Genomic DNA, 16,958 nt, shown 5'->3' on the forward strand with positions numbered 1-16,958 from the left:
GTCTGGTATACTAACAGGCAAGGAGAGTGTCTATGAATCAGAAAGCATTAAAAATCTTGGAATTTGAAAAAATAAAAGAAATCCTGGCGGGATTCGCCGGAAGTGCAGCCGGAAAAGAGCTGTGCCGCCGCTTAGACCCCATGACCCACATCGAGGATATCCGCCTGGCACAGAAAGAAACCTCTGACGCCTTTGCACGCCTGGTCCACAACGGGCCTGTATCCTTTGCCGGAATCCGTGACATCCGCGGCTCCATCCGGCGGCTGAACATTGGCGCAAGCCTCGGTATGGCGGAGCTGCTGCAGATCTCCGGCCTTCTGACTGCCGCCGCGCGGGTAAAATCCTATGGACGGACTGCCGATGAAAACGGAGCAGGCGACAGCTTAAGTGAATCCTTTTCTCTGCTGGAACCGCTGACACCGTTAAATCAGGAGATCACCCGCTGCATTCTTTCAGAAGAAGAAATGAGCGATGATGCAAGTCCGGGACTCCATCATGTGCGCCGCTCCATAAGGCTCACCGGCGACCGGATCCACACTCAGTTAAATTCGATCTTAAACAGCAGTCGAAGCTGGCTCCAGGACGCAGTCATCACCACCAGAGACGGACGCTACTGTCTCCCGGTAAAAGCCGAGTACAAGGGACAGATCTCCGGCATGGTTCATGACCAGTCTGCCTCCGGTTCTACTTATTTTATTGAGCCTATGGCTGTGATCCGCCTGAACAATGAGCTTCGGGAGCTGGAAATCCAGGAAAAGAAAGAGATCGAGGCCGTTCTCGCATCCCTGAGCAGCCAGGCCGCTGCCCAGACCCTTTATCTGGAATCCGATCTGGAGCTGCTGTCCCATCTGGACTTTGTATTCGCGAAAGCGCAGCTTTCCAGCTACTATCATTGTACGGAGCCGAAGTTCAACACCCGTGGATTCCTGCGGATCAACCATGGACGCCACCCGCTTCTTGATCCGAAAAAGGTCGTTCCCATCTCCCTGGAGCTGGGAAAAGATTTTGATCTTCTGGTGGTCACCGGTCCCAATACCGGCGGTAAAACCGTATCCCTGAAGACCGTCGGTCTGTTTACCGTCATGGGACAGTGCGGGCTTCATATTCCCGCCTCCGACGGCTCGGAGCTGGCCGTTTTTAAAGAAGTATTTGCCGATATCGGCGATGAACAGAGCATTGAACAGAGCCTCAGTACCTTTTCCGCCCATATGACCAACATTGTTTCCATTCTGGATCAGGCGGATGATTCCAGTCTGGTGCTCTTCGATGAACTCTGTGCCGGAACGGATCCTACCGAAGGCGCCGCCCTCGCCATCTCCATTCTTACCTTCCTTCATAACATGAAGGTTCGTGTCATGGCAACCACCCATTACAGCGAGCTGAAGGTGTTTGCCCTCAGCACCGACGGGGTGGAAAACGCAAGCTGTGAATTTGACGTGGAAACTCTGCGTCCCACCTATCGCCTGCTCATCGGAATTCCCGGAAAGAGCAATGCCTTTGCCATTTCCAAAAAGCTGGGGCTTCCCGCCTTTCTGGTGGAAGACGCCGGAAAACGGATCGGGCAGGAGGATGCCGCTTTTGAGGATCTTCTTTCAGATCTGGAACGAAGCCGGATGGAACTGGAAAAGGAACGCCAGGAAGCGGAACGGTATAAATCCGAAGCCGCAGCCTTAAAGGAACGGCTTTCCGGAAAGGAAACAAAATTGGATGAAAGCCGGGACAAAATCTTATCCCGCGCCAACGAAGAGGCAAAACGGATTCTTGCGGATGCCAAGGCAACGGCTGATGAAACCATCCGGCGCATCAACAAGCTGGGGGCTGCCGGAAACAATAAAGAGCTGGAAAAGGAACGCCAGAAGCTCCGGGAAAAGCTTGATAAGGTCAATTCCAATATGACCCAGAAGGCAAAGAAGCCGAAAAGGGCTCATAAGGCTGAAGAATTCAAGATCGGTGATTCTGTCCGGGTTCTGTCCATGAATTTAAAGGGGACCGTCAGCACCCTGCCCAATGCCAGGGGTGATCTGTATGTCCAGATGGGAATCCTCCGCTCTCAGGTCAACATTAAAGATCTGGAGCTTCTCGATGAGGATACCATCAATACTCCGGGCGGCTCTCTCGGCTCTAAAAAGCCCCGACAGAAAAGTACTTCCGGCTCCATCGGCATGTCCAAGTCCATTTCCATCTCTCCGGAGATCAATCTCATCGGAAAGACCACCGACGAGGCCATTCCGGAGCTGGATAAATATATTGACGATGCCTGGCTGGCCCATCTGGGACAGGTTCGTGTGATCCACGGACGCGGCACCGGCGCATTAAAAAAAGCAGTTCACCAGTATCTGAAGCGCAGCAAACACGTGGCCTCCTACCGGCTCGGAGAGTTCGGAGAGGGCGGCGCTGGCGTAACGGTAGCAGAACTGAAGGAATAAAAATTTATCAGGCAAAGCGACTGTTTCAGATTCTGAATCCATCATAAAATAGGAGGAATTTATGGCTTCCAAACAGAAAATCCTGATCGTTGATGATGACGAAAATATTGCGGAGCTGATCTCCCTGTATCTCTTAAAGGAATGTTATGACACCAGAATCGTCCATGACGGCGAATCGGCGCTCCAGGCTGTTCCGGAATTCAATCCGAATCTGATCCTTCTGGATCTTATGCTGCCTGGTATCGACGGCTACCAGGTCTGCCGGGAGCTCCGAAAGGAATCGTCCATTCCCATTATCATGCTGTCTGCCAAGGGCGAGGTCTTTGACAAGGTTCTCGGTCTGGAGCTGGGCGCCGACGACTATATCATCAAGCCCTTTGATTCCAAGGAGCTGGTGGCAAGAGTCAAAGCCGTATTGCGGCGTGCAGTTCCTGCTGCCCCCGTCCCGGCGGAGCTTCCCAAGCAGCAGGGACAGTTTGTGGAATACCCGGATCTCATTGTAAACCTGACCAACTACTCGGTGATCTGCATGGGACATTCGGTGGAAATGCCGCCGAAGGAGCTGGAGCTTCTCTATTTCCTTGCTTCCTCCCCCAATCAGGTATTCACAAGAGAACAGCTTCTGGATCATATCTGGGGCTATGAATATGCCGGCGACACCAGAACCGTCGATGTCCATATCAAGCGCCTCCGGGAAAAGCTGAGCGATCATCCCCATCCCTCCTGGCAGCTTTCTACGGTCTGGGGCATCGGTTATAAATTCGAGGTGAAACGATGAGAATTTCTCTTTATGTGAAGATCCTGATGGGTTATCTGATCTTCGGTATCCTCGGTTTTCTCTCCATCGCCTTCTTTTCGTCCAACATGACACTCCGTTATCTGGAACGGGACCGGGCGGATCAGCTGTATAATGAAGCAAATATGATCGCCGACAGCTGCCGTGACCGCTACGGCAGCACTATCACTGCCGCAGACCCGCTGAATTCCCAGCTTACCTCCATCAGCTCCACCTTCGATGTGGATATCTGGATCGTGAAAGCCGAGGGAACCATCGTTTACCGTACCGATGATATTCCAGCCGGTTCGGTCATTGAAGCCTTTGATCCCTCTGATCAGGGACGGGGCCGTTATGTTATCGGCGATTATTATGGAATGTTCGAGGATTCCATGCTCAGCGTGACCGCCCCCATCTCCGCCAACTTCAATACTTATGGCTATGTGGTGCTCCACCAGTCCTTGACCGGGATCTATGAAGTGCGTGATCAGATCCTGAATATTATCTACATCACGTTTCTGGTGATCTTTCTGCTTTCGTTTGTGATTCTCTGGATCATACGGAAAAGTATTCTTCAGCCTTTAAAGAAGATCACCCGTGCCGCCAACGAGTTCGCTGCCGGCAACTTAAATTACAAGCTGGCCCTCCATTCCGAGGACGAGATCGGCTACCTGGCAGACACCCTTGGCTACATGGCTCATGAGCTGAGCAATAAAGAGGCAGACCAGCGAAAATTCATCTCCAACGTCTCCCATGACTTCCGTTCGCCTTTAACCTCCATCAAAGGCTATCTGGAGGCCATGATCGACGGAACGATTCCTCCGGAGCTCCATGAAAAATACATGAAGCTGGTGATCTCCGAAACGGAGCGGCTGACGAAGCTCACCTCCAGTACCCTTGCTCTCCAGAGTCTGGATTCCAAGGGAAATCTTCTGGACATCACCACCTTTGACTTAAATCAGGTGATCCGCGACACGGTAGCTGCCTTCGAGGGCATCTGTAAACCGAAGCAGATCCGTTTTGACCTGATCTTTTCTGAACGCACTTTCTATGTGCAGGCAGACATGGGAAAGATCCAGCAGGTGCTTTACAATCTGGTGGACAATGCCATCAAGTTCTCCCGCCCGAATTCCACCATCTGGATCGCCACCTATGAAAAGCATGAAAAGATCTTTACCTCTGTCAAGGACAGCGGGATCGGAATTCCGAAGGACAGCATGAAAAAGATCTGGAACCGGTTCTACAAGTCCGACTCCTCGCGTGGAAAGGACCGGACGGGAACAGGTCTGGGACTTTCCATCACAAAGGAAATCCTCACCGCCCATAATGAAAACATCGATGTGATCAGTACCGAAGGGATTGGCACCGAATTCATTTTCACCCTGCCGAAGGCCTCCGGCAGCGGAAACAGTAATCAATAAGGACGCGCGTTTATGAAATCCTCTGATTTTTCCATCAAAGACCTTCTGAAAACTGCGGGGCTCCTGGCAGGCGCTTTTCTGGTAAGCAGCCTGCTGCGCCCCCTGAGCGGTTCGGAAAACAACTCCGCCCTGGTCTTCGTCCTGGCAGTTGTTTTAATCTGCCGGACCACCAGAGGCTATGTTTATGGTCTGGCCGCCTCGCTGGTCAGCATGTTCTGCATCAACTATTTTTTCACCTATCCATTTTCTCAGTTTAATTTTACGCTGAGCGGCTATCCTGTCTCCTTTCTGGCTCTGCTCATGATCTCCACAGTGATCTGTGCACTGACCTCCCAGGCAAAAAAACAGACAGAGCTTGCCCGGAAGCGGGAACAGGAGGCAAAGGATCTTCTGGAGGTCAACCAGCGTCTTTCCGAGGAGCAACAGGAGATCCGCATGTTAGCTGAGCAGGAAAAGATCCGCAGCGATATGCTCCGGGCCATCTCCCATGACCTGCGGACACCACTGACATCCATTTTCGGTTCCAGCGCCGCTCTGCTGTCTGATTCTTCCGAGCAGCTTTCCGATAACGGACAAAAGCTCCTGGAGGATATCCGTGATGACTCCGAATGGCTGATCCGCATGATCGAGAACCTGCTTACCGTCACAAAGCTGAGCGACGGCAGCGCCGCTTTAAAAGAAACAGAGGAGGCAGTCGAGGAACTGGTAGCCGAAGCCATTCTCCAGACAAAGAAGCGTTACCCTTCTCTTTCTGTGGAAGCGCGTGTCCCCGATGACCTGTTATTCGTTCCCATGGACCCCATTCTCATCGAACAGGTGCTGATCAACCTTCTGGAAAATGCCATCCGCCATTCCGGCGATACGAAGCACATCTGTCTGACCGTCTCAGTCGAGGCCCTGACCGAACAGGGAAAAGAACCGAAAGGCAGCGAACAGACAGTCAGATATGCCGTTTTTTCCGTTGCCGATCAGGGACGGGGACTTTCTGCCGAGGTTCTGGACATGCTAAGGAGCGGCGGAAAGAAACCCTTATCTGCCAGCAAGGATTCCACCAGAGGACTGGGGATTGGCCTTTCCGTCTGCCAGAGCATTGTAAAAGCGCACCATGGCTTCTTCCGGGGCGAAAACATTCCCACCGGCGGTGCTCTTTTCCAGTTCGGCCTGCCCCTATCCATTCCATCTGCACAGGAGGTACCCCATGAATCATAAACGAACGATCCTCATTGTTGAGGATGAAACCAGTATCTGTAACTTTATGACGACCATTCTTCATTCCAACGATTACCACACGCTGGTGGCCGGAACTGCCAGCCAGGCAAAGAGCATGATCGCGTCCTACGGGCCGGACCTGATTCTTCTGGATCTCGGACTTCCCGATATGGACGGTCTGGACTTTTTAGCCTCCATCCGCCAGTGGTGCCGTACACCGGTCATCGTTGTGTCCGCCAGAACCCATGAGGCCGAAAAAGTCCATGCGCTGGATCTGGGCGCCGATGATTACATTACAAAGCCCTTCGGGATCTCCGAGCTGACTGCCCGGATCCGGACAGCCCTGCGCCATGCCGACCAGATGGTTACAGCTTCAGGAACTCCGGCTGCCACGGTCTACACCGTCGGTGATCTGACGGTGGATCTGGATAAGCGCCTGATCACTCTGGCCGGGAAAGAAGTCCATTTCACCCAGATCGAGTTCAAGATCCTGGTGCTTCTCATCCAGCATGCCGGAAAGGTTTTGACTTATGATTACATTCTCCGCCAGATCTGGGGACCTTATGCCGTCAATGACAACCAGATTCTCCGCGTCAACATGGCCAACATCCGCCGGAAGCTGGAGCAGAATCCTGCCAGCCCAAAATACATTCAGACAGAGCTTGGCGTCGGCTACCGCATGATGGAGTCTCCACAGTAAAAAGCTCCGCTTCTGCTGTCCGCGTTTTGTTTCTCATCGCTTTCTTAACGCTTTCTTAACGCGTATTTTTTATTTTCTGTCACTATCTTAACAGGTTTTCCGATATAATAAAAACCGGAAAGTCACAGAAGCTGTGACCATCATCTAATTGCCCCTTTCGATCGTTTAACGATCCAATTAGATTCCATAACCAAAAAAACCTGTGTCCCCCCGGCACAGGTTTTTTATTGTTCTATTTCCATTCAAAGCTCCTGGGTTTTCCCATCAGCTCCATGTGAGAAAAGGCATTCTGGCGCAGGGCTTCGTAAAGCACCACCGCCACCGAATTCGCCAGATTTAACGACCGGATCTCCGGCAGCATGGGAATCCGGATTGCTGTTTCCTGATGTTCCTTCAGGATCTCCTCCGGGATTCCGGCACTTTCCTTTCCAAACATCAGATACGCTCCCGGCTCATAGGACACCTCCGTATACACATGAGGCGCCTTGGTGGTCGCCATATAGATCCGCGTTCTCGCTTCCGGGTTTTTCTCCAGAAAATCCTCAAAATTATCATACACCGTCACATCCAGGCTGTCCCAGTAATCCAGTCCTGCACGCCGCAGCATCTTCTCATTGATCTGGAAGCCCAGCGGCTCGATCAGATGAAGCCTGCTTCCCGTTGCCACACAGGTCCGTCCGATATTTCCTGTATTAGCCGGCATTTCCGGCTCCAGAAGGACAATATTCATCCCTCCGGCCGGACATTCCGGTTTATGATCCAGACCGTGCTCTGTTCCGTAGGCCATTATTCTGCCTCCAGCTTTTTCACAAAGTCCGCAAGTCTTCCCAGCGCCTCCTTCAGCGCCTCCAGTGAGTACGCATACGAAATCCGGACAAAGCCTTCTCCGCAGGCACCGAAGGCTGTTCCAGGCACAACTGCAACCTTCTCCTCACGCAGAAGACGCTCCGCAAACTCTTCAGAGCTCATACCAAACCGACTGATGTTGGGGAATACATAGAATGCCCCCTTAGGCTCAAAGCAGGTAACCCCCATTTCCTCCAGCGTCTTTAACACATAATGGCGTCTCTGATCGTAGGATTCCCGCATGGCTGTTACATCATCATCTCCGTTGTTCATGGCCTCCACCGCTGCATACTGGCTGGTGGTTGGCGCACACATGATTGCATACTGATGGATCTTTAACATCTGATCCATGACCAGCTCCGGTGCCGCCGCATAGCCCAGTCTCCATCCGGTCATGGCATAAGCCTTGGAGAAGCCGTTGATCAGTACGGTACGCTCCTTCATTCCGGGCATGGAGGCAATGGTAACATGGGTTCCGTTATAGGTCAATTCGGAATAAATTTCATCTGTGATAACCAGAAGATCATGCTTCAGGATCACCGGAAGGAGCGCCTCCAGATCCTTCTGCTCCATAATGGCCCCGGTAGGATTGTTGGGAAAGGGCAGGATCAGGATCTTGCTCTTAGGTGTGATCGCTGCTTCCAGCTCCTCCGCAGTCAGCCGGAACTCATTTTCTTCCTTTAATTCGATAAGTACCGGAACGCCGTCTGCCAGAACCGTACAGGGAACATAGGAAACATAGCTGGGCATGGGGATCAGTACCTCATCACCAGGATTCAGCATGGCACGAAGTGCCAGATCAATGGCCTCACTTCCGCCGACAGTCACCATGATCTCACGGACCGGATCATATTCCACGCTGCAGCGCCGCTTCAGATAGGCAGAAATTGCTTCCTTTAATTCTTTAAGCCCTGCATTGGAGGTGTAAAACGTCCGTCCCTGCTCCAGAGAATAAATTCCCTCCTCCCTCACATGCCAGGGCGTATCAAAATCCGGCTCACCGACACCTAACGAAATGGCATCCGGCATTTCATTTACAACATCAAAAAATTTTCGGATACCCGAAGGCTCCAGGCCAACAACTTTATCAGATAATGGATTTCTCATAGCATCACCAACATCCTTTCATCTCTATTTTTCTGCTCAAGGATTGTTCCATGATCCTTATATTTCTTCAGTACAAAATGAGTTGCCGTGCTGAGCACTGTTTCCATGGGAGACAGCTTGCTCGAAACAAACAGGGCTACATCCTTCATTGTTTTTTCCTGAATGATCACCATGAAATCAAAAGCTCCGGAGATCAGATACACCGCATGAACCTCATCATAGTTATAAATCCTCTCGGCAATACTGTCGAAACCTATGCCGCGCTGAGGCGTCACCTTTACCTCGATCAGGGCCGTTACCTTCTCCGCTGTCACCTTATCCCAGTTGATCAGCGTATGGTACCCGCAGATGATCCCCTCAGCCTCCATAGCCGCGATCTCATTGACCACATCCACTTCTTCCATATTTAAAAGAACTGCCAGATCATTGACATCGATCCTGCTGTTTTTCTCCAGAGCAGCCAAAATCTTCTCTCTCATAATCTTAACTCTCCATTTCTCTCATCCTGACAATTCAGGCTCTGCCTGAATCATACCAGCTTTTCAATCTCATCCGGTTCCGGCCGGTTCAGATACCGGACATTCTCTCCATTCAGAATCACACGGTCATTGCTGTCTGTGACTTTCCCGATAAACGCTGCCGGAATTCCCTGATCCAGAAGCTCCGGGATCACATCGTTGCTGTTGTCCGTCACCAGGATCGTACAGCCGCCGGACAGAAGCTCATAAGGGTTCCACTCCAGCACCTCACAGATCTCTATGGTTTCCTGGCGCACCGGGATCTTTTTCAGATATACGGTCATTCCGATTTTATGTGCTTCTGCCAGTTCCCACAATGCCGCAAAAATACCGCCGTTCCTCACTTCTTGCATGGCTATTTCACCATGCTGCCGCGCGACTGCGGCCTCCGGACTCGCCTTCAGGTATTCCCGGAAGCTCCGGGCTGTGTCCAGAAGATCCTGAGGAAGCGTTTTTTTCAGCCTGGCCTCCAGCTTCTCGACAGCCAGCACCGTTCCCTCCAGACCGATGTATCCGGTCACGATCATATCCTGTCCTGGTTTCATGTTATTCTCCTTTGCATCGTCTCACAAAAGATATTCCTTTTTGTTTCATCGGACGCACTTTCCTGTGAAACAGGAAAGAGGTCAAAATTCCTTTCCCGGAACCATGACCTCTTCAGTATAGCATACTTTTTTTTTCTTTGCACCAGGATTCTCAGAAACCCTGGCCTGCGCTTTCTCTCATTTCATGAGCTGTACGTCCTGTCTTCGAAGACGTTTCAGCCCTGAGACGGGGATTCCACAGGAGCCGGCGCCGGTGCCTCCGTAGGCGCCGCTGTCGGGGCCTCCGTGGGTGCTTCCGTCGGTGCCGGTGTGGATTCCGCCGGCGCCTCCGTAGACTCTGGCGGTGCCGCTGCCGCATCCGGTCCCTTTACGACCTTTCTCGCCGATGCACGGTACTTATCGGTATGAAGCTTGATCTTCTCCTGAAGCACGCCATCCACATAAACCTCTTTATAGGCCTCGCAGACTGCCGCCGGATAAGAGGTCGACTGGACAACGTTCTCAGTTCCGGGGGCCATACTGGGATCCACGGTTACCTCATCGGGAACATACTCTTCGCTGAGGGTCACACCATAGAACTTTAAGGTCCGGTTCGCCGGTCTCGTCTCCTTGCCCCAGATGGTATAAGTCACATAACCGCCGCCCACTGACGCTTCAATATAGATCGGGAAATCAAAATCGTTGGTCAGCTCCAGATCCTTGGAGCCGCCGTCGTTGATGGTGGCATCCAGACCCCAGTCAGTATAATTTACGATCATGGAGTGGTTGGAGCGCTTGGAAATATGCACTTCTGCCCGCAGTGCTGCGTTATAGAGGGTTGTTGCCAGCTGACAGATCCCTCCGCCGTATTCCTTTACATAACCGCCATTCTGGTATGCGATTTCCTCCACATAGCCGTTCTCTGCCGAGAATGGCGCAAGTGCATCATGCATGGACCAGGACTCCCCCGGCATGATCAGCACATCCGTCGTATGTCCTACACCAGCCTTCAGATTCTTCTGTTTCCCGGCTCCGCCTGTAACACTTGTAGAAAAGGTTCCGATCTTATCCGTGATCTGGGAAAGAAGCTCCTTGGTGCATCTCGGTTCCTTGATTTGAGCCGAAGCAGCAACCGTCAGATCTTCACCGTTCCAGTTTTCCATGGCAGTCATAATGGACTTTGCGGTTTCATCTGCATTGACTTCGATTCCGCTCTTACTGTCTGTTATCTCAAAGCCGCTGCCGACACGTTCCAGCTTTGCCTCCACCGGTTCGATGGACAGCGCCTCCGTCTTTGTATCCACGAAATTCTTTACGGTCGCTTCGTTCACAGCCAGTTCCAGATCAAAGGTATGGCTGCTTACGCTTAAATCTTTTTCTGTCTTATAACGGACGATCAGGTTTCCGCTCTTTCCAAGGGTCACAGCCTCCATGACCACATTGGAAAGATCCTTTGCATAAAGGCCAAGCTCCGAAACCGGCGCGGTAATGGGATCTACCCCGTCTGCTCCGTCAAGCGTCAGCGTCAAGGTCTTTCCTCCCAGCGCTGCAACCTCCGTCTGCACCGCATCCATGGCCTGTGCTGCCGTCATGCCGCTGACATCGGTCGTTCCGATCAGTACGCCGTTGGCCACAGTCGTCTCCTCTGTAAACGGACTTTTCGCCAGTGCCCTCTCCAGAGACTCCTCCGCATTTTCTGTCGGTTCTGTGCTCAGCGTCTGCACTTCTTCACCGTCCGCCGTCGTTTCTCCGGTCTCTGTTTCTTTTTGTGTTTCATCTCCGGTTGCATAAACCGCTCCCGAAAGAACTGTCGTCATCAGGAGCGTCCATATCAGCAGCCAAGTAACTCGTTTCCTCATTCAAACTCCCTTTCTTTCAACCCATAAATAATCTTTACGCAAATAATCTCTGCTCAGTTTGTTGCTAGTATATCAATATCTATCTCTGATTGCAAGTGTCATCACAGAATCTTAAAATACTTAAAGGAACCGCAACATCTTCCGGTATTTCTCCGGCTATATGACCATGCTGAGCACCATGGGAACGACCATAACCAGAACCAGAACTACGGCGATTACGCCAAACAGGATCTGCTTTGTCTTTTTGTTGTTCATATTCATCATGGCAGATATTCCTCCTAATCTGAAGCTTCAAAACTCCTTCTGCGGCACCGTATTCCGTCTGCGGTGCACGGTTTTCTCATCTCCGGACAATACCGGCTGCCTCCGCACGCATTTCTGCCGCCTGCCCTTTGTTATACCGCCAAAACCGGAAAAAGTCCAGCATTTCCCGTTAAAATATCACGCCGTTCATAGTCGAAAATACAAATTTCTCCATTGATCCGCTCCACATGGAACCGCCTTAACAGCTCCTTCATGGAAAGCTCCGGTCTGATTTTAATAAGAAGCTCCCGTTCCTCTTCATGGCTTAATTCCGGCACACAGAAAGCCGGGCGCTTTTTCACATTCTCCCGCAGATAGAAATCCAGGGTCAAAAGGCCGCGAAGCCGTTCTTTTTCCGCCGGAAACCACGTTCCTGCCGTTTCCAGAAGAAATTCATAGACTGCGGCACGTACATGCTTCTTCCCGTTCATGCCGGCCTCCCGATACGCCTTTCCCAGCGCTTCAAAAAGCCCGAACGCAGTTCCGTAAAGTGGTACCAGGACATTTAAGGTATTGGGAAACTGCCCGCTGTTATAATAGATTTCGGTCATATCCTCCACCTGCTTTAGCCGGATGACCTCTTTATGGGACAGCCACGGCGTCTCCAGGACCTCATACGGTGCTTCCGCCTGATAAAGGATCTGATACCGCTTTGCATCCTCATACATGGAGGTCCCCCGCAGAACCTTTAAAAATCCAAGCTGAAGCTGGTCGGGCTTCATCCCGTAGACCACGTCAAAGGAACGGCCGAAGCTCTCATAATCCTCCCAGGGAAGTCCGGCAATCAGATCCAGATGCTGATGGATATTATGTCCGCTCCGGATCGTTCCGGTAATCTCCTTCAGCTTTGTCAGATCGGTCCGCCGGTGAATCGCCTCCAGTGTCTTCGGGTTCGCCGACTGAACGCCGATCTCCAGCTGGACCAGACCGGGGCGAAGAGTTTTTAACAGCTCCAGTGCTTCCGGCCCCAGAATATCCGCCTCGATCTCAAAATGGAAATTAGTGATCCCGTTGTCATGATCGCGCAGAAACTGCCAGATCTCCATGGCCCGCTTTTCCTTACAGTTGAACGTCCGGTCCACCAGCTTGACCTGCGGAACCTTATGCTCCAGGAAAAAGGAAAGCTCTGAAAAGACCTGGTCCAACGGACGAAACCGCAGCGTCTTATCTATAGAAGAAAGGCAGTAGCTGCAGGAAAAAGGGCAGCCGCGGCTTGTCTCATAATAGGGGATCCTGTTTTCAAACTCTTTAAGATTCTGATAAACAAAGGGGATCTTTCCCATATCGGTAAAGGGCGCAGGCGGCGTGATCCCGATGGTTCCGTCCGGCTTCCGCCAGGCACAGCCAAAGGGAACCGGCGAAGACTCCGGCTTTCCCTGTCCACACTTCACCCGTATTTCCCCCTGGTTTTCCACATAATACTGAACCAGCCGGGGAAAACTTTCCTCTCCCTCTCCGTAAAGAATCCCGTCTATTTCCGGAATTTCGAAAAACTGTCGTTCCAGTTCATAGGACACCTCCGGCCCGCCCAGCCAGATTGGCACTCCGGGACAGAGCCGTTTTAAGTTTTTTACCAGCGTTTTTACATATTCAATATTCCAGATATAACAGGAGAAGCAGAGCACATCGGCCTCCCGCAGATAAATATCATCCAATATCTCCGCCGCCCGGTGATTGATGGTATACTCCGCCAGCTCGATCTGCACAGCTTCCTGCAATGCACAATCTGAACAGACCGGCTCCGCCGTATCAGAGACTGCCTCCTCCGGACAGGATGAACCTGACTTTCTCCCATTTTTCCATGTTTTCATTGCCTGCTCCGCGCAGGCCTTCAATGTATAAACTGCCAGATTCGAATGAATATATCTGGCATTGATCGCCACCAGAAGAATTTTCATACTATCTAAATTTCCTCAATATACCGCAGACTCAGCTGCTTCCGAAATTTCCAACCAATTGGATTGTCTTTTAGTATACTTCCCCATGCAAAGCGGTGTCAATATTTTCCTTGGCTCTGCCGCCGGTAAACTCAGCTTCAGAATCGAACCGGCCTCCGGTATACGTCTGTTCCGAAAAATTTCCGCTACAAAAAACGGAAGATTCATGTTAAACTGGAAAATACAAACAAATGATTTTTTATGAGGTTTTTCTGCATACCATAACAATGGAAGAGTTTACAGGGAAAGCCTTCCTATGAAAGGAGTCTCTCAACACATGGAACAAAATCTGACGAGGGGAAGCGTCCTGAAAAATATTTTGCTGTTCTCGCTTCCTTACCTGCTTTCTTATTTTTTACAGACACTCTACGGCATGGCTGACCTGTTCATCATCGGCCAGTTCGACCGGATCGCAGGCACTACGGCAGTCTCCATCGGCAGCCAGGTCATGCATATGCTCACGGTCATTCTTGTAGGTCTTTCCATGGGCGCTACCGTAAGCATCGCCCAGGCCATCGGTGCTGATGACAATGCGCGTGCATCTGCTGATATCGGAAATACGATAACACTGTTCATGATCGTTTCTGTGATCCTCACCGTGCTTCTGCTGTTCTTTGTGAAGCCTGTTATTTCGATTATGTCCACCCCGTCTGAGGCTGTCTCCGGTGCCAGGGCTTACCTTACGGTCTGCTTTATCGGAATCCCCTTCATCACTGCCTATAACATCATCAGTTCGATCTTCCGCGGTATGGGTGATTCCAAAAGCCCCATGTACTTTATCGCCATCGCCTGCGCTGCCAACATCGGACTGGACTATCTGTTCATGGGAGTGCTTCGCATGGGACCGGTCGGCGCAGCACTGGGTACGACCTTATCCCAGGCCATCAGTGTTGTGATCTCCCTTGTGGTAATTCTGAAACGAAACACCGGACTCCGACCCTCCCGCAAAGATTTTCGTCCCGTTCGCCCCGTCATGAGACAGCTTCTCTCCATCGGTCTTCCCATCGCTTTTCAGGACGGACTGATCCAGATTGCCTTTATCATCATTACCATCATCGCTAATCAGCGCGGGCTTACGGATTCTGCTGCCGTCGGCATTGTGGAGAAGCTCATCAGCTTTCTCTTCCTGGTGCCCTCGTCCATGCTGTCCACCGTCTCTGCCCTAGGCGCCCAGAATATCGGTGCCGGAAAACCGGAACGGGCAAAGAAAACCCTGGGTTATGCCGTCATGATCACCGTCTGCTTTGGCCTGATCATCGCTGCTCTGATCCAGCTTATCGCAGAACCGGTGGTGAGACTGTTTACCAGAGATACCGGTGTGATCATCGCCGGCGGTCAGTATATCCGCGGCTACATCTGGGACTGCTTGTTCGCCGGGATCCATTTTAGCTTCAGCGGTTACTTCTGTGCCTGTGGAAGATCCATTCTTTCCTTTATCCATAACATTACCGCCATCACGCTGGTGCGTATTCCCGGCGTGTATCTGATGTCGAAGCTGTTCCCCTCGACCCTGCTGCCCATGGGACTTGCCACCGCCGCCGGATCGCTTTTGTCAGTTCTCATCTGCCTGATCGCCTTTTTTATTCTGGAACGGAAACAAAAAATTCCCGGGCGGGCCGCAGCATAATTGGGGTTGTTTCTGTGCCGGTACTCTCGGTACCTCCTGAACCTCGTCAAAAATTAAAGATGTATGATCCGGATCAATTTTTCGTCCGGCATATAATTCCAGTCCCACGATCAGGCGGTTTGTGTCCAGATCCGATGCAAAAAGCTCTGACATTCGGGAGTTGGGATAAAAAATCCGACCTCTGTATGCGTTTATCACATACAAAGATCGGATTTTTTGTTTACAAATTATTGCCGGAAGCTGTTTCGGATCTCACTCCGGACAGTCCCGCTATCTCATTTTTACGCTGCCACAAATCCCACGATCAGATAGCCGATGGTAGCCAGCGTACCGCAGATCAGTGCGTAGGGAAGCTGTGTCTTTACGTGATCCAGGTGGTCGGATGCGGAGCCCATGGACGAAAGGATCGTCGTATCGGACAGGGGGGAGCAATGATCACCGAATACGCCGCCGCCTGCAACTGCCGCGAATACCGCAACAACAATGGTGGTAAGTTCACCGCCGCTGAAGCTGAATGCCAGAGGCAGAGCAATGGGCATACAGATCGCGAAGGTTCCCCAGGAGGTTCCGGTCGCGAATGCCATGATTGCTGCCACAACAAAGATCAGCGCGGGAAGCACATGAGGGGTCATGAAGCCTTCGCAGATGGAAATAATATAGTTCGCGGTTCCCATCTGCTTGCTCAGGGCGTTGATGGAGTACGCCATGGCAAGGAGTACAACGGCGGGCAGTGCGCCCTTGATGCCGTCCATCATGGTCTTCATTACTTCTTTGAATGGAATGCCCTGGATCATCATGCTGATCATCATAAAGATTCCCACATAAAGGAAGGCTTCCATGGTCTTTGCGGACTTGAAGGCAATGTAGGTTCCCAGTGCGGTGCTGATGATCATCAGAACCGGAAGAACAAAGTTCAGGAATACCCTGGGCTTGAAGCCGGGATAGGGCTGCATCTCCGTCAGCTCTCGGCCGGTCAGAGGCTCTGCGCCGTCTGCCAGTACCTTTCCCTCTTCCATGGCACGCTTCTCGGCCTTCTTCATGGGACCGAAATCCTTGACGATTCCAGACGCAATGAGACCAACGAACAGAACCGCGATGATGGCATAGAAGTTAAAGGGGATTGCCTTGATAAACAGCGATGCGCCGTCCGCCTCGGTGGCGATGCAGCCAACGCCTACCGCCAGACCGCTTAAATAAGCAGCCCAGCCGGTGATGGGAACCAGCACGCTTACCGGTGCGGAGGTGGAGTCGGCGATGTACGCCAGCTTCTCTCTGGAGATCCGCGCCTTGTCGGTGATGCTTCTCATGGTACAGCCGACAAACAGGGGGCTGAAGGAATCGCTGAAGTATACGAACATGCCCAGCACCCATGCCATGAGCTGTGCGCCCTTCCGGCTTAGCTTCTTGTCATTGACCCACTGGGAAAAGCCCTGGATCGCACCGGTTTTCTGGAAATATGCAACCAGAATGCCGATGAAAATGTTCAGCAGCATAACCCAGGAAAAGCTTGTGGTTCCCAGGCTTTCTTTCAATAAGGTGGGGAATCCGAACAGTCCCTGTCCTGCCAGCAGCGTTCCGGTCAGGCAGGCAACACCGAGGGAGACGATGGTATTCTTTGTGGCAAAGGACAGCACGATTGCCAGGATCGGGGGAATGATGGATATAAATCCCATGTTTACTAACTCTTTCATACTCTCTCCTTCTTC

At 51.7% G+C, this 16,958-nt stretch carries 13 protein-coding genes; 6 read left to right on the forward strand and 7 right to left on the reverse strand.

Annotation, left to right across the window (positions count from 1 at the left end):
- Positions 1–32 precede the first annotated feature (32 nt).
- The 5 genes from ACTQ3K_RS07215 to ACTQ3K_RS07235 all read left to right on the forward strand — a co-directional run bounded on the left by ACTQ3K_RS07215 (position 33) and on the right by ACTQ3K_RS07235 (position 6,531).
- A complete protein-coding gene (locus ACTQ3K_RS07215; RefSeq protein ID WP_441566600.1) occupies positions 33–2,426 on the forward strand; it encodes an endonuclease MutS2 in 2,394 nt (797 codons plus the stop codon).
- Between the two features lie 61 nt (positions 2,427–2,487).
- Positions 2,488–3,204: a response regulator gene (locus tag ACTQ3K_RS07220; RefSeq protein WP_441566602.1), complete on the forward strand. Its 717-nt coding sequence runs from the start codon at positions 2,488–2,490 to the stop codon at positions 3,202–3,204.
- The gene (locus ACTQ3K_RS07225; protein ID WP_441566604.1) at positions 3,201–4,622 is read left to right on the forward strand and encodes a sensor histidine kinase; all 1,422 of its coding nucleotides are present in this window, start codon (positions 3,201–3,203) and stop codon (positions 4,620–4,622) included. The genes ACTQ3K_RS07220 and ACTQ3K_RS07225 overlap by 4 nt, the downstream gene beginning before the upstream one ends.
- 12 nt (positions 4,623–4,634) lie before the next feature.
- Positions 4,635–5,831, forward strand: a complete 1,197-nt coding sequence (locus ACTQ3K_RS07230) for a sensor histidine kinase (RefSeq protein ID WP_441566605.1) — start codon at positions 4,635–4,637, stop codon at positions 5,829–5,831.
- Positions 5,821–6,531, forward strand: coding sequence for a response regulator (locus ACTQ3K_RS07235; RefSeq protein WP_441566607.1), 711 nt, complete (start codon positions 5,821–5,823; stop codon positions 6,529–6,531). Before ACTQ3K_RS07230 ends, ACTQ3K_RS07235 begins: the two co-directional genes overlap by 11 nt.
- Before the next feature lie 232 nt (positions 6,532–6,763).
- On the opposite strand, the gene ACTQ3K_RS07240 is transcribed toward ACTQ3K_RS07235, so the two are convergent.
- The 6 genes from ACTQ3K_RS07240 to ACTQ3K_RS07265 all read right to left on the reverse strand — a co-directional run bounded on the left by ACTQ3K_RS07240 (position 6,764) and on the right by ACTQ3K_RS07265 (position 13,586).
- Positions 6,764–7,261, reverse strand: coding sequence for a tRNA (cytidine(34)-2'-O)-methyltransferase (locus ACTQ3K_RS07240; RefSeq protein WP_441566682.1), 498 nt, complete (start codon positions 7,259–7,261; stop codon positions 6,764–6,766).
- Positions 7,262–7,317: 56 nt separating this feature from the next.
- A complete protein-coding gene (locus ACTQ3K_RS07245; protein ID WP_441566609.1) occupies positions 7,318–8,484 on the reverse strand; it encodes an aminotransferase class I/II-fold pyridoxal phosphate-dependent enzyme in 1,167 nt (388 codons plus the stop codon).
- Positions 8,481–8,963: an Lrp/AsnC family transcriptional regulator gene (locus tag ACTQ3K_RS07250; protein WP_441566611.1), complete on the reverse strand. Its 483-nt coding sequence runs from the start codon at positions 8,961–8,963 to the stop codon at positions 8,481–8,483. Before ACTQ3K_RS07250 ends, ACTQ3K_RS07245 begins: the two co-directional genes overlap by 4 nt.
- A gap of 50 nt (positions 8,964–9,013) precedes the next feature.
- The gene (locus ACTQ3K_RS07255) at positions 9,014–9,547 is read right to left on the reverse strand and encodes an AIR synthase-related protein (protein WP_441566613.1); all 534 of its coding nucleotides are present in this window, start codon (positions 9,545–9,547) and stop codon (positions 9,014–9,016) included.
- 215 nt (positions 9,548–9,762) lie between these two features.
- The gene (locus ACTQ3K_RS07260) at positions 9,763–11,343 is read right to left on the reverse strand and encodes a VanW family protein (protein ID WP_441566615.1); all 1,581 of its coding nucleotides are present in this window, start codon (positions 11,341–11,343) and stop codon (positions 9,763–9,765) included.
- A 437-nt stretch (positions 11,344–11,780) separates the two neighbouring features.
- On the reverse strand, positions 11,781–13,586 hold the full coding sequence (locus tag ACTQ3K_RS07265) for a B12-binding domain-containing radical SAM protein (RefSeq protein WP_441566617.1): 1,806 nt from the start codon (positions 13,584–13,586) through the stop codon (positions 11,781–11,783).
- A 316-nt stretch (positions 13,587–13,902) separates the two neighbouring features.
- On the opposite strand from ACTQ3K_RS07265, the gene ACTQ3K_RS07270 reads away from it, so the two are divergent.
- Positions 13,903–15,252, forward strand: coding sequence for an MATE family efflux transporter (locus tag ACTQ3K_RS07270; RefSeq protein ID WP_441566619.1), 1,350 nt, complete (start codon positions 13,903–13,905; stop codon positions 15,250–15,252).
- Positions 15,253–15,533: 281 nt separating this feature from the next.
- Here the strand turns inward: ACTQ3K_RS07270 and ACTQ3K_RS07275 are convergent, their stop codons facing one another.
- Positions 15,534–16,943 carry a Na+/H+ antiporter NhaC family protein gene (locus tag ACTQ3K_RS07275; RefSeq protein WP_441566621.1) on the reverse strand — a complete coding sequence of 470 codons (1,410 nt, stop codon included), beginning with the start codon at positions 16,941–16,943 and terminating at the stop codon, positions 15,534–15,536.
- Between the last annotated feature and the right edge of the window lie 15 nt (positions 16,944–16,958).

It is taken from the genome of Candidatus Paralachnospira sp. LCP21S3_A2 (assembly GCF_052118925.1).
Lineage (GTDB): Bacteria > Bacillota > Clostridia > Lachnospirales > Lachnospiraceae > Lientehia.

Coding starts and splice junctions, on each gene's coding strand:
- ACTQ3K_RS07270 (WP_441566619.1), top strand. CDS start 13,903: ATGGAACAAAATCTGACGAGGGGAAGCGTCCTGAAAAATATTTTGCTG.
- ACTQ3K_RS07225 (WP_441566604.1), top strand. CDS start 3,201: ATGAGAATTTCTCTTTATGTGAAGATCCTGATGGGTTATCTGATCTTC.
- ACTQ3K_RS07240 (WP_441566682.1), bottom strand. CDS start 7,261: ATGAATATTGTCCTTCTGGAGCCGGAAATGCCGGCTAATACAGGAAAT.
- ACTQ3K_RS07275 (WP_441566621.1), bottom strand. CDS start 16,943: ATGAAAGAGTTAGTAAACATGGGATTTATATCCATCATTCCCCCGATC.
- ACTQ3K_RS07220 (WP_441566602.1), top strand. CDS start 2,488: ATGGCTTCCAAACAGAAAATCCTGATCGTTGATGATGACGAAAATATT.
- ACTQ3K_RS07215 (WP_441566600.1), top strand. CDS start 33: ATGAATCAGAAAGCATTAAAAATCTTGGAATTTGAAAAAATAAAAGAA.
- ACTQ3K_RS07255 (WP_441566613.1), bottom strand. CDS start 9,547: ATGAAACCAGGACAGGATATGATCGTGACCGGATACATCGGTCTGGAG.
- ACTQ3K_RS07260 (WP_441566615.1), bottom strand. CDS start 11,343: ATGACGACAGTTCTTTCGGGAGCGGTTTATGCAACCGGAGATGAAACA.
- ACTQ3K_RS07230 (WP_441566605.1), top strand. CDS start 4,635: ATGAAATCCTCTGATTTTTCCATCAAAGACCTTCTGAAAACTGCGGGG.
- ACTQ3K_RS07245 (WP_441566609.1), bottom strand. CDS start 8,484: ATGAGAAATCCATTATCTGATAAAGTTGTTGGCCTGGAGCCTTCGGGT.
- ACTQ3K_RS07265 (WP_441566617.1), bottom strand. CDS start 13,586: ATGAAAATTCTTCTGGTGGCGATCAATGCCAGATATATTCATTCGAAT.
- ACTQ3K_RS07235 (WP_441566607.1), top strand. CDS start 5,821: ATGAATCATAAACGAACGATCCTCATTGTTGAGGATGAAACCAGTATC.
- ACTQ3K_RS07250 (WP_441566611.1), bottom strand. CDS start 8,963: ATGAGAGAGAAGATTTTGGCTGCTCTGGAGAAAAACAGCAGGATCGAT.